The following is a 13,082-nucleotide window of genomic DNA, read 5'->3' as shown; positions in this document are numbered from 1 at the left end:
TAAATTCCGTTTGATTTGTTGTGTAATTAGGAATAAAACTTTAAAAAACATGTTAAAAATCAGCTTTAAATTCCTGACAGTCACTTGTTGTATGTTTTTTGTCTGTAAAAGTTATGGGCAGGACACTACTGCGCGACCAATCGCTAAAATATGGGATCTTGCGGCCTGTTTACAGTACGCAAAGGAGCACAATATTACACTGCGCAGCTTGAAACTGGATTTGGAAACTGCCAGGCAAAACCAACTGTTAGCCAAAGCGGCGGTGCTTCCTGACCTTTATGGATCTGCGTCACAATCTGTCAACCATTATAACCAAGCAACAGGAACGAATGGTAATAACTTAAACTATTCAGGATCATATGGAGTGAGTTCTGCCTGGACATTGTTTCAAGGTGGCTATTTGAAGACCAATATTAAGCAGCAGGAACTTCTGGTACAGTCGTCAAGCCTCTCAATTATGGAGACTGCCAATAGTGTTGATCTTCAGATTGCTCAGGCTTACTTAAATATTCTTGTAGATAAAGAAAGTATCATTTATAACAAAGATCTTGTTACTACATCCACGGCGCAGCTAGAGCAGATCAAACGTCAGTTCGCTGCAGGATCAGTTGCAAAGAAAGATGTGGCACAATTTGAAGCTCAATTAGCAACTGATAAGTTTAATTTAAACGCGGCTGAAAACGCCGAGCGCAACGACAAGATTGCACTACGCACCATATTGCAACTACCTGCGTTGCGTGAATTTGATGTGGTGAAACCAGACACCCTTAGCAATGCTACAAGTACGATCAGCTTGAACACGCTCCAGGACTACGCCCTGGCAAACAGGCCGGAAGTTAAGAATGCCGAACTGGGTACTCAAATCGCAGACCTGGCACTCAGCAAGGCAAAGTCGGGTTACCTACCTACACTGTCGCTCGGTGCTGGAGTAGGAACGAGTTACGCAAGGGACCCCTCATATAATGCTTTCAGGCAGTTTGACAACAACTTTTATCAACAGGCAGGACTTACGCTTTCGATTCCAATATTCACCAAAAGACAAAATAAGACAAATGTATCTCTGGCAAAGATTCAGGTAGAACAAAGCAAGCTGACTCTGGAGAACACGAAGAGCACCTTGGCTTTGACTACAGAAAGTGCATACAATAACATGCAGAATGCGACGAGCCAATACGCTGCTGCCGCGGAGCAGGTAAAGTACAATCAGGAGCTGTATCGGATCGCCAATCAGGAACTTAAGGTTGGCGTGCTGAACGCTGTAGATTTTTATCAACAGAGGAATTTATATGTGCAGGCAACGCAATCGTTTATACAAGCAAAATATAATGCAGCGTTGGCTGCCAAGATTTACGAATTCTATTATGGAGTACCTTTTAAATTATAAGTCATGAGATCAAAGAAAACAATAGGAATTATAGTGTCGGTTGTGCTGGTACTTGGCCTGGTATGGTATTTCTTCTTAAGGAAGACCGAAAACCAGGTACAGCTGGAAACAGAAAAGCCAGTCAGGGGAGAGATTTCGACCAGTGTGACGGCCACAGGAAGAGTGCAGCCAGTAGATACGGTAACTGTGGGTACTCAGGTTTCAGGAACGATTTCTGCTTTATATGCTGATTTTAATTCAACAGTAAAAAAAGGTGAATTACTGGCAGAGTTAGACAAAACGCTTATCCAGGCAACTGTAGACCAGGCTAAGGCGAGTCTTGCTCAGGCACAAAGTAATCTCGTTTACCAAACGGGAAATTTTGGCAGGCAAAAGCAACTCTACGAAACTGGCTCCATTTCCAAACAAGCGTATGATGTTGCATTGAACACTTTGCAGGTAGCACAAGCAAATGTGAATAATACTAAAGCACAACTAAGATCTGCAGAGCGAAATTTATCCTTTACACAGATTTATTCGCCTATAGATGGCGTAGTTCTAGGACGGTCAGTAAGTATCGGACAAACCGTAGCAGCAAGTTTCAATACGCCAACAATCTTTACGATTGCCAAAGATATTACCAAGATGCAGGTTGAGGCCAAAGTTGATGAGGCAGATATAGGCAATGTGGTAACTGGTCAGCGCTCAACCTTTACGGTTGATGCATACATCGATGATACTTTTAATGGAACTGTTAAAGAGATTAGGTTACAACCTTCAATATCCTCGAATGTAGTGACTTATACTACAATGATTGATGCACCAAATGACGACAAGAAATTAAAGCCAGGAATGACGGCAAGCATCATTATTTTCACCAAAGAGGTTAAAAATGCATTATTGGTATCCGCACAGGCAGTCAAGTTTATGCCAGACTCCACACTGCCGAAAAAATATCAGATTGTGCCATTGAAAAGAGGCGAGAGCGCACAAGGCGGCCCGCCGAAGTCTGGTAATGACGTTAAAGCGAAGGGCAAAGGGAAAACTGAAACTAAGATGGGTGAAAGCGTATGGGTATTGGAAGGCGACCAATTGATACAGAAAAGCATCAAAACCGGTTTAAATGACAATACTAAAGTTGAAGTCCTGAGTGGACTAACCGGAAATGAACAAGTTGTTACAGGTGTAGAAGCGTTAACCCAAGGATCAAAACCTGCGGGTGCGGCAAGTCCATTTATGCCACAAAGACCAAAAAGAAGATGACGGGCCGGAAAATTTTAGAGATCCAAAACGTAAAGCGAGAGTTTACGATGGGTACGGAAACGGTCCGCGCATTAAAAGGCGTATCATTCGATGTGAATGCTGGAGAGTTTGTTACTATTATGGGAAGTAGCGGATCCGGGAAAACTACTTTGTTAAATATGTTGGGATGTTTAGATAAACCCACTGAAGGTGTGTATTTGCTGGATAATGTCAATGTTAAGGAGCTTAATAGGGATGAGTTGGCTAAACTCCGGAATACGAAAATAGGTTTTGTGTTCCAGGCTTATAACCTTTTACCGCGTACTTCAGCATTAGAAAACGTCGAATTGCCGTTGTTGTACAATCCATTAATCGGCACTGAAGAAAGGAAGGAGCGTGCTATTGCAGCCTTGAAGGCCGTTAAGCTTGATGGTAGATTTGACCATACGCCAAATCAATTGTCTGGTGGACAGCAGCAACGTGTTGCGATAGCCCGGGCGTTGGTAAATGAACCCGTTATGATCCTTGCTGATGAGGCTACGGGAAATTTGGATACGCGGACGTCCTACGAAATCATGTCGCTGATGCAGGAGTTGAACAGCAATGGTAAAACAATTGTCTTCGTTACGCACGAGCCAGATATAGCGGGTTTCAGTTCCCGTACGGTTATGCTAAGGGATGGAAAGGTCCAGAAAGATACAGTGAACACTGATCGTAGATCGGCGAAGGAGGCCCTTGCTTCCCTACCAGAATCAGACGATTATTAAAATATATGTTATGAAATTTGTAAATCTCATCAGGCTTGCTGTGCGTGCATTACAACGCAATAAATTGCGAGCATTGCTAACGATGCTTGGCATCATTATCGGCGTAGCTTCTGTTATCGCTATGATGGCGATCGGAGAAGGTTCCAAGCAGGCAATTAATGAATCATTGTCAAGCATGGGATCTAATATGATTACGATTATGCCTTATAGCAACGAACCTGGTGGAGCGCGCTTAATGGGGAGTAGTATTCAGTCGCTAACCATCAAAGATATAGATGCCTTAGAAGAAAGTGCTCAGCATATAGCCAAAATATCACCCCTGGTTTCATCCAGTGGACAATCAATAAATGGCGCAGCAAACTGGCCAACGAGCATTCAGGGTGTCAGCCCAGACTATCTCGACATTAGAAAGCTAACGGTCAAAGAAGGTATAATATTTTCAGAGCAGGATTTGCGATCTTCAGCAAAAGTATGCTTACTTGGCAAAACGGTTGTCGACAATCTATTTCCCGGAGGGCAAGACCCTATCGGAAAAATCATACGTTTTAAAAATATCCCTTTCCAGGTTATTGGGGTTCTGAACGCGAAAGGGCAAAGTAATTTTGGACAGGATCAGGATGACATTATTATCGCTCCATATACTACGGTTCAGAAAAGGATCTTATCATCCATATATTTCAATCAGATCTATGCCTCGGCAACAAATGAGGGAGCATCAGACGCCGCTGTTGATGAGATTACAGCTACCTTAAGAGAAACTCACCGCTTACGCACAGGTGAAGAAAATGATTTTCAGGTACGGACGCAGGCAGAGTTAATGACCATGCTAAATTCTACGAGTAGCATGATGACAGCGCTCTTAACAGCCGTGGCAAGCATTTCTTTAATAATTGGCGGAATCGGAATTATGAATATTATGTATGTTTCAGTAACCGAACGTACAAGGGAGATTGGTTTAAGGATGTCAATCGGCGCCAGGGGGAAAGATATTTTGATGCAGTTTTTGATTGAAGCAATTATGATAAGTGTCACAGGAGGTGTGATTGGAGTAATACTGGGTGTAACATCGGCATTCGTCATTCCTGTAGCTTTAAATTGGCCAACTGTAATTTCTGAATTCTCCATTATCATTTCTTTCATAGTATGTGCTGTAACAGGGATTTTCTTTGGTTATTACCCCGCCTTGAAAGCCTCTAAACTAGATCCAATTGAAGCCTTACGCTACGAATAGCATGTAGTTATTTGCTTAAAAGGTGACTGAGTGTATTAAATAACACAGGGAGATTTTAACCGACAAATTTGGTTTTGACCTTTCTGTCGACAAAGTCAGGACATTGGTCGGTACATCTGCGCCTCAAGTGGGTTCAGCTATGTTTTATCGCTTTTATGGTATATCCTTTGGAGTATAGCATATAACTAACACACAAATGAAAATGAAAAGAGTATTGATCGCAGTCTTAATCGGAGTAGCTTCGATGAGCAGCATAACCGCAAAAGCACAGATAAGTATTAATGTTAATATTGGTCAGCAGCCTGCATGGGGTCCGACCGGCTACGACCATGTAGATTATTATTATTTACCCGATGTAGACGCTTACTATTACGTTCCAGGACAACAATATGTTTATCAGGACAATGGTGCATGGGTATGGAGAAGCAGCCTGCCATCAAGATATAGTGGATACGATTTGTATAGTGGCTATAAAGTTGTGATGAATACACCAAGGCCATACCTTTCTCATCAGACACATATCACACAATATAGCAGATATAAAAACTATGGGTCCAAACAAAGTTTAATAAGAGATAGCAGGGATGCAAAGTATGTAAACGCCAGAAAGGGGAACTACAACAAACCAGCTCAGTCAAGGCCGAACCAGTCGAGACCGGCGCAAGTTAACTCGTCACCAAGCAAACAGGCACAGGTGAGGCCAAATCAAGGAAGGCCTACTGAGGTAAGATCTTCACAGAATAATAAAGGAAATGGCGGCCGCCCCGGTGGTCATCAACAAGGTAATACGAGAGGGAAAGGTGGGAATTAGGTCGTAGTGTGGTTGGAGCCGTAGGATCGAAAGATCTTACGGCTTTATTGTAAGCTCTAATTTTAGATCCTAATATAAATATATTCCCTTAAGTTCTAATGAAAATTATAATATGCCTAACTTGTCAACATCCAGATTATTTTACAACACGGGGTTTATCTAAAGACTGATAAGGATGTTAACTGCAACTAAGGAAACTCAATTAATGCAACGTTTAAAACGAGGATTTATAATTTCCTGGGCGTTGGGATGCATATTCTATTTATTGCAGTATGCTGTAAGATCCTCGCCGGCAGTCATGTTAGGAGAATTATCAGACTCTTTTGGCCTGTCCACTTTTCAGATGAGCAGTATCTTAGGTACTTACTACTATAGTTACGCGATCGTAAGTCTTATAGCTGGAGTGGCCTACGATAAATTTGGCGCGAAATATCCAATTGCTATAGGCGCAGGATTGATATGCTTAGGCTGTCTGCTTTTTTCGTTATCAGGAGAAGTGACAGGTAATGCAGGCCGGCTTTTGCAGGGGGCAGGTAGTGCTTTCTCATTTACAGGCTGTGTATATTTGGCGTCGCATGGATTTTCCGCTAAATACATTGCAACAGCGATTGGATTTACGCAATGTATGGGTATGCTTGGTGGATCCTCGGGCCAATTCATAACTGGTCCTCTAATCGAAAATGGCTTGCCGGTACATCTTTTCTGGATTGTAATGGGCGCCGCATGTGGTATTATTTGTTTGTTGTTATTGCTTACTACGCCAAAAGAAGTCCGGGAGCCGAATACCACTCACACATCAGACAGCTTCATAACACCCTACAAAATCGTTTTCAGTAATTTACAATCCTACTTAAGTGGCATTATATCGGGGCTACTTTTTGTACCGACGACGGTTTTTGCCATGACCTGGGGTATATCCTTCCTGGTAACCGATAGAGGAATGGATAGGCATGCCGCAGTTTTAGCGAGCGCAATGGTCCCTATGGGCTGGGTAATCGGTTGTCCGTTGCTGGGATTTATTTCTGACAAAATTGGCCGTAGAAAGCCAGTCCTTATTGGTGGAAGTCTGGTCATGATTCTTTGTTTCTTACAACTGTTTTTCATGCCTCAACTTATGGCTCCACTTGTTTCGATGCTGATATTTGGAATCGCTTCCGGTGCAGCCATGATACCATACACGATGATCAAGGAAGCAAATCCTGATGAAGTGAAAGGGAGCGCAACCGGTGGGATTAACTTCATTACGTTTGGTGTAACGTCATGCCTGGGGCCAGTCTTTGCAGCCTACCATGGCAAAACCTTAGCCAACTCAGCAGCGCATGAAGCGCATTTTCAGGCCGCAGGCATTTTTCTTATAGCTGTGATCGTTGTAGCGCTTATAGTTAGTTTATTTATCAAAGAAACAGGAAAAACCGTCCGAACCTAGCGTTATTTTCATTCCCACCATGACAGCGGAAATTTGATTTCGTCTACAGAGCTTGCCACCATATCCGGTTTAAATGCGTAATGTCCTAAACGATCTTTAGTGGATATGCCTGAGAGTACTAAGATTGTTTTATAACCCATTTGTACCCCGCCCTGGATATCTGTCTCCATCGTATCACCTATTACTGTTGTTTCGCTGGTTTCAAGGCCAAGAAATTTACGTGCAGAACGCATCATTACCGGACTTGGCTTTCCTGTGACGAATGCTTTCCGACCTGTGGCCTCTTCAATCATGGCGGTCGTGGCAGCAATTCCAAGATTATTCCATCCAGGCTTTTTAGGGGACGGATCACGGTTTGTTGTGATGAATTTTGCGCCAGCCAGAATCATATCCACGGCGCGTTGCACCATTTCGAGTGTAAAGTTCCGGCCTTCTCCAAGGACTACAAATTCAGGATCTGTATTAACTAAAGTGATTCCGTTAGCATGCAGGCTACTGAGCAGGCCACCCTCTCCAAGTACGTAAGCTGTTCCATTCGGACTCTGGTCTGCCAGAAATTTACCCGTAGCCATCGCACTTGTGTAGACGTGATTTTCTTCCACCTTAATACCCAAGCCCTTCAACTTCCGGATAACTTCAAGTGGTGTTCTTTGGCTGTTATTTGTCATGAAGGCAAAGGGAATATCTTCATCAATCAATTTTTTAATAAATCTATCAGCACCAAATATCAGCTCCTCTCCACTATAAATTACCCCGTCCATATCGATCAAAAGGCCATGTTTCATATCTCTTCTTAATTTTTTAGCAATATACTTTTTTAACGTTAACAAATTACGTTCACAATGGCATAAGTTACTAATCAATCAGTTAAATGTGCTTTCTCATGAAGTACCGGCAAAGGTTTCAGGTTGAGCAGTTGGATTTTTGTATTTAAAAAGTCAAATGTGAACCTGAACTCAAATTTTCCTTTTTATAAAATTACGGTATTTTTATTTTTGCTCATTCTATCGCGATGGAATGTTAAAGAAAGTTTTCTACTACGCCGTATTGATATTGATCTATTTGATCTCTTTATTGCCATTTTGGGTTTTGTATTTGATTTCCGATGGCATATATGTCATGTTATATCATATTTCCAGATATCGTAGAATGGTTGTTGCAGAGAATCTCAAAAACGCATTTCCTGACAAGTCATCGGAAGACCGAGCGGTTATCGGCAAGAAGTTTTATCGACACCTGGCTGATTTGATTGTTGAAAGTATCAAATTACTTACGATTTCGAGAGCAGAGGTATCTCGTCGAGTTCATGTTCCCAATCCTGAATTGATTACAGATGCATTTGCACAGGGACAAAGTGTGCTCGGTATTTTGGGTCATTATGGGAACTGGGAAATGAGTGCACTACGTTTCAGTCAGCTATTTGATGAACGCCGGATTATCATTTATAAGCCATTGACCGATAGGTTTTTTGATAATGCCGTAATTAAAATGCGGTCGCGGTTTGGAGCGACACTTATAGACATGAAAAATACGATGCGCAGGTTAATTACTTATAGAAATGAAAGAACTGTTACTGTTCTGGTAGGTGACCAGACGCCAGCTAAGTCGGAGATTAGTTATTTCACCAATTTTCTCAACCAACCCACGGCTGTTTTCCTTGGCGTAGAGAAGTTAGCGAAGATCACGAATAGTGTTGTTGTTTTTTGCGATATCAGAAGGCTAAGTCGCGGCCACTACCGTTGCACCTTTATACCAATGTTTGCAAATCCAAGGGAGAGTGGAGAATATGAAATTACAAACGCCCATGTCAGATATTTGGAGCAGGTGATCAGAGAATCGCCGGAATATTGGCTTTGGTCTCATAGAAGGTGGAAATTTAAACCTGAAGCTTAATTAACCAGGTAATCCATCAGGCCTTAAACATGTTATTTTTTGGCGTGTGTGACTTAAATGAATCGTGAATTTACGACATATCGTGAAGCATTGATTTTGCATATCTTTACATATTACTGGAAAACAATACGTTACCTATTGGCGGCGTATTTGTAATACAATGCGAAAAATTATATGGAAGATAATCAGATCTTAAATCACATCAAGAACCTGACTGAAAACGAGGAAAAACTGTGGTCAAAAGAAAATATTTCGGAAGAAGAGGTAAAGCAGTTGCAAAAAATGAAACTTGAACTGGATCAGTATTGGGATTTGCTTAGACAACGCAGAGCCTTACGTGATGCAGGAAAAAATCCTGATAAAGCTGAAACGAGAGATATTGATACTATTGAGAATTACGAACAATAGATTTATGTACCACCGTGGCAAATGCCTTAAGAGGGCGAGTCATTGCCAGTGCTATGCCAGTTGTAGGAGATTATCAGCCTTCTTTTGCTAAATCAATTAAGCAGTGAAAATTCATGGATATACATAAAACCGCCCTGAACAAAATAAAAGTATATGGCAATCCGGACTCACCAGATGCCTATGTGATTCGGGATTTTCTAAAGAGAAGCGTAGTTACATTTGAGTGGATTCCCATTGCGGATTTGCGGTCCTTTCATACGATTTACCCAGATTTAGATATATCGGGGAAACGACTTCCAGCGGTTGAGTTGCCCTGTGGTACGTTTATTTTCAATCCTACAACAGAAGAAATTGCATTCAATTTGGGTTGGATTACAAAACCAAAGCATAAAGAATACGATATTTCAATTTTTGGAGGCGGGCCATCAGGGCTCAGTGCGGCAGTATACGCTGCATCTGAAGGCTTAAGTACCGTACTTGTTGAAAGAGATGCAATAGGTGGTCAGGCAGGTACAAGTTCGCTGATCGAAAACTATCTGGGTTTTCCAGGCGGAATATCGGGCAGTGAACTGGCCGAACGCGCGAGACAACAGGCCGTTAAATTTGGAGTAGATATTCTCCTTGTACGGAAAAGTGTGAAAGCGCAGTTTATTGACGACAAACTACATGTTGACTTTACCGACGGTAATAAAATTATAGCCAGGTCAAATATATCCGCAACAGGGGTGGAGTACTCGCGACTCGAGATTCCAGACGAAGACAGGTTTCTGAATACTGGTTTATATTATGGAGCAGGTGCAAGTGAGGCGATTCTTTGTGCTGACCAACATGTTTTTGTTGTTGGTGGAGGTAATTCAGCGGGACAAGCTGCGTTAAATTTTTGTAAGTATGCAAAAAAAGTTACGATGATTATCAGAGCGGATGATCTGGCGTCGTCCTTGTCGTTCTATTTATTAGACAGAATCAAGAAGAAGAAAAAGATTGAAGTCCTGTTTAATTCAAGAATCACGGGGTTATCAGGAGCCACTTCGCTGGAAGAAATTATAGTAACAAATACGCTCACCAGGAAGGTTATTAAATACCCTACGAAATTTGTCTTTGTATGTATTGGAGGCAGACCTAATACGAGTTGGGCAAAAGACACTGCAATAGTGCGCGATGAAGCGGGTTACCTGGTTACCGGCGGCGATTTGTACAAACCACCCTTCGACGACAAATGGAATAAGGACTTTACACCCGCGTTTTTGGAAACAAGTGTACCCGGATGCTTTGCTGCGGGTGATGTTAGGCATAATTCAGTGAAAAGGGTAGCATCGGCTGTAGGAGAGGGTGCGATGGCTGTTACTTTCATTCATAAATATCTTCACGACAAATATTGATTTCTTGTCCATGGCACCGGTTTTGCTGAATGGATGAAAAATAAAAGTAGATAGATGGATTTTAGTGTTGAGCTGCAGGATATGATAGCGATGATCGTTTCTATCTTATGTGGAGGTGTTATTGGTTTTGAACGGGAATATAAAAGTAAGTCGGCGGGATTTCGCACGATCATCCTAATTTCCTTGGGATCCACTATTTTCACTATAGTCTCAAAACATGGTGTAGGGGCGGACGACCGTATTGCCGCGAATATCATTACTGGAATAGGTTTTATTGGAGCCGGGGTAATATTTAAAGACAAAGTTTCTGTAAGAGGACTGACAACAGCGGCAGTGATCTGGACGTCTGCTGCGATTGGCATGACCACTGGAATAGGGTATCACGCATTAGCGCTGGCGCTTACTGCAATTACATTGGCTGTACTATTGATGGTAACCAGGGTTGAAAAAATGATTGCCAGACTTCAGAAACAAAAATTGATCAGCGTACTTTTTCGTGATCCTGATTTCTCACAAATACAAAACCTGGAAAATACTTTGAGTATAAATGGCTTAGCTATTGAAAGACTGGAGGTAGGTAAAGATAATGACCGTTTGACGGCTGTGTTTAAGGTGTCGGGGAAAAAACAATATCTTGTAGCAATGAACGAAACGCTTGCTTCCATGCCGGAAATTGTTTCTTTTAGCTAAACTTACTAAGTTTACTATTTTAAAGGGACTACTTATTATTTGCCATTTCTTTCAACAACTGATCGCAATCAGCAAATGCTGTATATAAGTATTTGTTTCTTTGTTTTTCACCCTGACCGCTAAATGCGACGGATTTTCTGATCAGACCCTGCATCCAGTCTTTAGTTTGGCTGCAGTAAAACTGATCATCAGTTTTTAAATAGTTGAAGGTGTTGAATCTATTGTAGCATACCATTGCATCTTTGAATTCAACAAGGTATGCCAAACTGCCTAATACATCGCAATTGTACCAATTGAAACCATTGAGCGGATCAATTGTTTTTTTAGCACTCATAGCATACATATTGATATCCGCCAGGCAATACCGTAGTTGTTCAACAATTTTCTCAGCAAGATCCTGATCTGTGATATGTCCTGCCTCAAATGCGTATCGGATCTGTCCTAATGTACCATGAACTGTGTCTTCTGCCCATATTTCAGTGCTGGGGATTTCTAAATAAAGCTGATGTAAATCCTTAGCTATAGCTATAATTTCTTCATTCAAGGTATCTGAATGAAATTTAAGCGTTGGGTTATCGGCCCAAAAGAAAAGTTTGAAACAAGTAAGCTCGGGATATTTAAAGAAATGGAAGATAGGAACGTCGTCAGTAGTAATAATGATATGCTTGTCGTTTCGTTGGTGTATTTCTTTCATATTCTGTAAGAGCCCTTTCATGTAATCCACCATGTTCGGCGTTTCACGATTAACATAGAGATAGTTAAAATTGACCGAAGGCAACTGGTTTGGCTGGTATGAAAATGGCACATTAAAAGCATCTGATAATTTGATGACCTGAGGGATGCTGAGCGTACTTAAGCCCCTGATCTTTTTATATGCTTCATTGTTGCTGATTGCCAAAACCTCAGCAACACTTTGCGCGAGATTCTGATAACCTGGCAGTGCGGCTGTAATCGCCTGAAAAAACTTAACCTGTTGCATATTCATAAATTGAAAATAGTATATAAGGTTATTTATAAAACTTTAAATCATCTGCAGGCTTTTTGTTATCTCCTGGTTCATTTTTAAAGATAAGAATTAAAATCGCCTTTGCTCATTTTAACCTTTGAGATTACAAGAATCACTTTCGCCGGTTCGCAGGATAATTGACTTGTTCTGAGTAGAATACATTTGTATCAAACTTAAATGATATGAAAAAGCAACTAATATTACTTGTGCTGATGGCAACTGCGATCTCTACCCATCCGCAATCGACGAAGAAAGTCAACCGTTTTCCTTTTGGTATTTTCCATAAGAAAAATCAGACGATTACAGGTCTATCTGTAGGAATTTACACTGGTTTGGAATCTGAAGAAGACCCCCGCAACGTTCGTACCAACGGCATTAGATTGGAAGCGATTGGACTGGGTATTGTCGCCCCACTTTTACCTTACAGCCCCATCTCTACAACGGAAGAGGCGTATCAGAAAAGTGTTTACGGAGCACCTTCAGAATGGGTGAACGGATTCAACCTGTCGCCTGCAGGAACAATTTGCGACTGCACTGTGAATGGCGTTAGTGCAGGAATCATAGGTCAGATTAACAGAAAAGTACATGGCATATCTGCGAGTGTATTTATCAATTTTACCGAGAAACATAGCGGAGTACAGCTGGCTGCATTTAATGAAAGTTACCTCATGTATGGACTGCAAGTGGGTGTAAGTAATACTGGCGGAAGAGTTAGAGGGCTTCAGATAGGGCTATTTAATCATTCGAACAATTTGAGGGGTGTACAACTTGGCCTATGGAATGTCAATCAGAAACGGAAATTGCCGATACTGAATTGGAATTTTAAAAACTAGCGTAAACGTGAATTTCAGAAACTTAGGAGAATT

The 13,082-nt window shown here is 41.5% G+C and carries 13 protein-coding genes; 11 read left to right on the top strand and 2 right to left on the bottom strand.

Annotated elements, in window-relative coordinates:
- Window positions 1–49 precede the first annotated feature (49 nt).
- The 6 genes from CLV32_RS16545 (at window position 50) to CLV32_RS16520 (ending at window position 6,840) form a co-directional block, all read left to right on the top strand.
- Window positions 50–1,384 carry a TolC family protein gene (locus CLV32_RS16545; RefSeq protein WP_133557549.1) on the top strand — a complete coding sequence of 445 codons (1,335 nt, stop codon included), beginning with the start codon at window positions 50–52 and terminating at the stop codon, window positions 1,382–1,384.
- Between the two features lie 3 nt (window positions 1,385–1,387).
- Complete coding sequence (locus tag CLV32_RS16540) at window positions 1,388–2,626, top strand: efflux RND transporter periplasmic adaptor subunit (RefSeq protein ID WP_133557547.1); 1,239 nt, start codon at window positions 1,388–1,390, stop codon at window positions 2,624–2,626.
- A complete protein-coding gene (locus CLV32_RS16535; RefSeq protein WP_133557545.1) occupies window positions 2,623–3,372 on the top strand; it encodes an ABC transporter ATP-binding protein in 750 nt (249 codons plus the stop codon). Before CLV32_RS16540 ends, CLV32_RS16535 begins: the two co-directional genes overlap by 4 nt.
- 10 nt (window positions 3,373–3,382) lie before the next feature.
- Window positions 3,383–4,603 carry an ABC transporter permease gene (locus CLV32_RS16530; protein ID WP_133557543.1) on the top strand — a complete coding sequence of 407 codons (1,221 nt, stop codon included), beginning with the start codon at window positions 3,383–3,385 and terminating at the stop codon, window positions 4,601–4,603.
- A gap of 196 nt (window positions 4,604–4,799) precedes the next feature.
- Window positions 4,800–5,414, top strand: a complete 615-nt coding sequence (locus CLV32_RS16525) for a hypothetical protein (RefSeq protein WP_133557541.1) — start codon at window positions 4,800–4,802, stop codon at window positions 5,412–5,414.
- Window positions 5,415–5,589: 175 nt separating this feature from the next.
- Complete coding sequence (locus CLV32_RS16520) at window positions 5,590–6,840, top strand: MFS transporter (RefSeq protein WP_317130264.1); 1,251 nt, start codon at window positions 5,590–5,592, stop codon at window positions 6,838–6,840.
- An 8-nt stretch (window positions 6,841–6,848) separates the two neighbouring features.
- Here CLV32_RS16520 and CLV32_RS16515 read toward each other — a convergent pair whose 3' ends face one another.
- Window positions 6,849–7,625 (bottom strand): HAD-IIA family hydrolase, encoded by a 777-nt coding sequence (locus CLV32_RS16515; RefSeq protein WP_133557537.1) that lies wholly within the window; start codon window positions 7,623–7,625, stop codon window positions 6,849–6,851.
- A gap of 232 nt (window positions 7,626–7,857) precedes the next feature.
- Here CLV32_RS16515 and CLV32_RS16510 point away from each other — a divergent pair, with 232 nt between their 5' ends.
- The 4 genes from CLV32_RS16510 (at window position 7,858) to CLV32_RS23375 (ending at window position 11,210) form a co-directional block, all read left to right on the top strand.
- Window positions 7,858–8,733 carry a lysophospholipid acyltransferase family protein gene (locus tag CLV32_RS16510; protein ID WP_133557535.1) on the top strand — a complete coding sequence of 292 codons (876 nt, stop codon included), beginning with the start codon at window positions 7,858–7,860 and terminating at the stop codon, window positions 8,731–8,733.
- Between the two features lie 174 nt (window positions 8,734–8,907).
- The gene (locus tag CLV32_RS16505; protein WP_133557533.1) at window positions 8,908–9,141 is read left to right on the top strand and encodes a DUF2630 family protein; all 234 of its coding nucleotides are present in this window, start codon (window positions 8,908–8,910) and stop codon (window positions 9,139–9,141) included.
- A gap of 113 nt (window positions 9,142–9,254) precedes the next feature.
- A complete protein-coding gene (locus CLV32_RS16500; protein WP_133557531.1) occupies window positions 9,255–10,520 on the top strand; it encodes an NAD(P)/FAD-dependent oxidoreductase in 1,266 nt (421 codons plus the stop codon).
- 54 nt (window positions 10,521–10,574) lie between these two features.
- Window positions 10,575–11,210 (top strand): MgtC/SapB family protein, encoded by a 636-nt coding sequence (locus CLV32_RS23375; RefSeq protein WP_133557529.1) that lies wholly within the window; start codon window positions 10,575–10,577, stop codon window positions 11,208–11,210.
- A 28-nt stretch (window positions 11,211–11,238) separates the two neighbouring features.
- Here the strand turns inward: CLV32_RS23375 and CLV32_RS16490 are convergent, their stop codons facing one another.
- Entirely contained in the window at window positions 11,239–12,195 is a 957-nt protein-coding gene (locus CLV32_RS16490; RefSeq protein WP_133557527.1) for a hypothetical protein, read from the bottom strand.
- Window positions 12,196–12,398: 203 nt separating this feature from the next.
- Here CLV32_RS16490 and CLV32_RS16485 point away from each other — a divergent pair, with 203 nt between their 5' ends.
- Window positions 12,399–13,049, top strand: coding sequence for an LA_2272 family surface repeat-containing protein (locus tag CLV32_RS16485; RefSeq protein WP_133557525.1), 651 nt, complete (start codon window positions 12,399–12,401; stop codon window positions 13,047–13,049).
- Window positions 13,050–13,082 lie beyond the last annotated feature (33 nt).

Source organism: Pedobacter duraquae, assembly GCF_004362245.1.
Taxonomy (GTDB): Bacteria; Bacteroidota; Bacteroidia; order Sphingobacteriales; family Sphingobacteriaceae; genus Pedobacter; species Pedobacter duraquae.
Note: the sequence above shows the minus strand (reverse complement) of the source record. Positions and strands in the feature narration are given on the sequence as shown.

What these genes read in the sequence shown, in the direction of transcription:
- CLV32_RS16545 (WP_133557549.1), top strand. Translation starts at nt 50, where the DNA reads ATGTTAAAAATCAGCTTTAAATTCCTGACAGTCACTTGTTGTATGTTT.
- CLV32_RS16540 (WP_133557547.1), top strand. Translation starts at nt 1,388, where the DNA reads ATGAGATCAAAGAAAACAATAGGAATTATAGTGTCGGTTGTGCTGGTA.
- CLV32_RS16535 (WP_133557545.1), top strand. Translation starts at nt 2,623, where the DNA reads ATGACGGGCCGGAAAATTTTAGAGATCCAAAACGTAAAGCGAGAGTTT.
- CLV32_RS16530 (WP_133557543.1), top strand. Translation starts at nt 3,383, where the DNA reads ATGAAATTTGTAAATCTCATCAGGCTTGCTGTGCGTGCATTACAACGC.
- CLV32_RS16525 (WP_133557541.1), top strand. Translation starts at nt 4,800, where the DNA reads ATGAAAATGAAAAGAGTATTGATCGCAGTCTTAATCGGAGTAGCTTCG.
- CLV32_RS16520 (WP_317130264.1), top strand. Translation starts at nt 5,590, where the DNA reads ATGTTAACTGCAACTAAGGAAACTCAATTAATGCAACGTTTAAAACGA.
- CLV32_RS16515 (WP_133557537.1), bottom strand. Translation starts at nt 7,625, where the DNA reads ATGAAACATGGCCTTTTGATCGATATGGACGGGGTAATTTATAGTGGA.
- CLV32_RS16510 (WP_133557535.1), top strand. Translation starts at nt 7,858, where the DNA reads ATGTTAAAGAAAGTTTTCTACTACGCCGTATTGATATTGATCTATTTG.
- CLV32_RS16505 (WP_133557533.1), top strand. Translation starts at nt 8,908, where the DNA reads ATGGAAGATAATCAGATCTTAAATCACATCAAGAACCTGACTGAAAAC.
- CLV32_RS16500 (WP_133557531.1), top strand. Translation starts at nt 9,255, where the DNA reads ATGGATATACATAAAACCGCCCTGAACAAAATAAAAGTATATGGCAAT.
- CLV32_RS23375 (WP_133557529.1), top strand. Translation starts at nt 10,575, where the DNA reads ATGGATTTTAGTGTTGAGCTGCAGGATATGATAGCGATGATCGTTTCT.
- CLV32_RS16490 (WP_133557527.1), bottom strand. Translation starts at nt 12,195, where the DNA reads ATGAATATGCAACAGGTTAAGTTTTTTCAGGCGATTACAGCCGCACTG.
- CLV32_RS16485 (WP_133557525.1), top strand. Translation starts at nt 12,399, where the DNA reads ATGAAAAAGCAACTAATATTACTTGTGCTGATGGCAACTGCGATCTCT.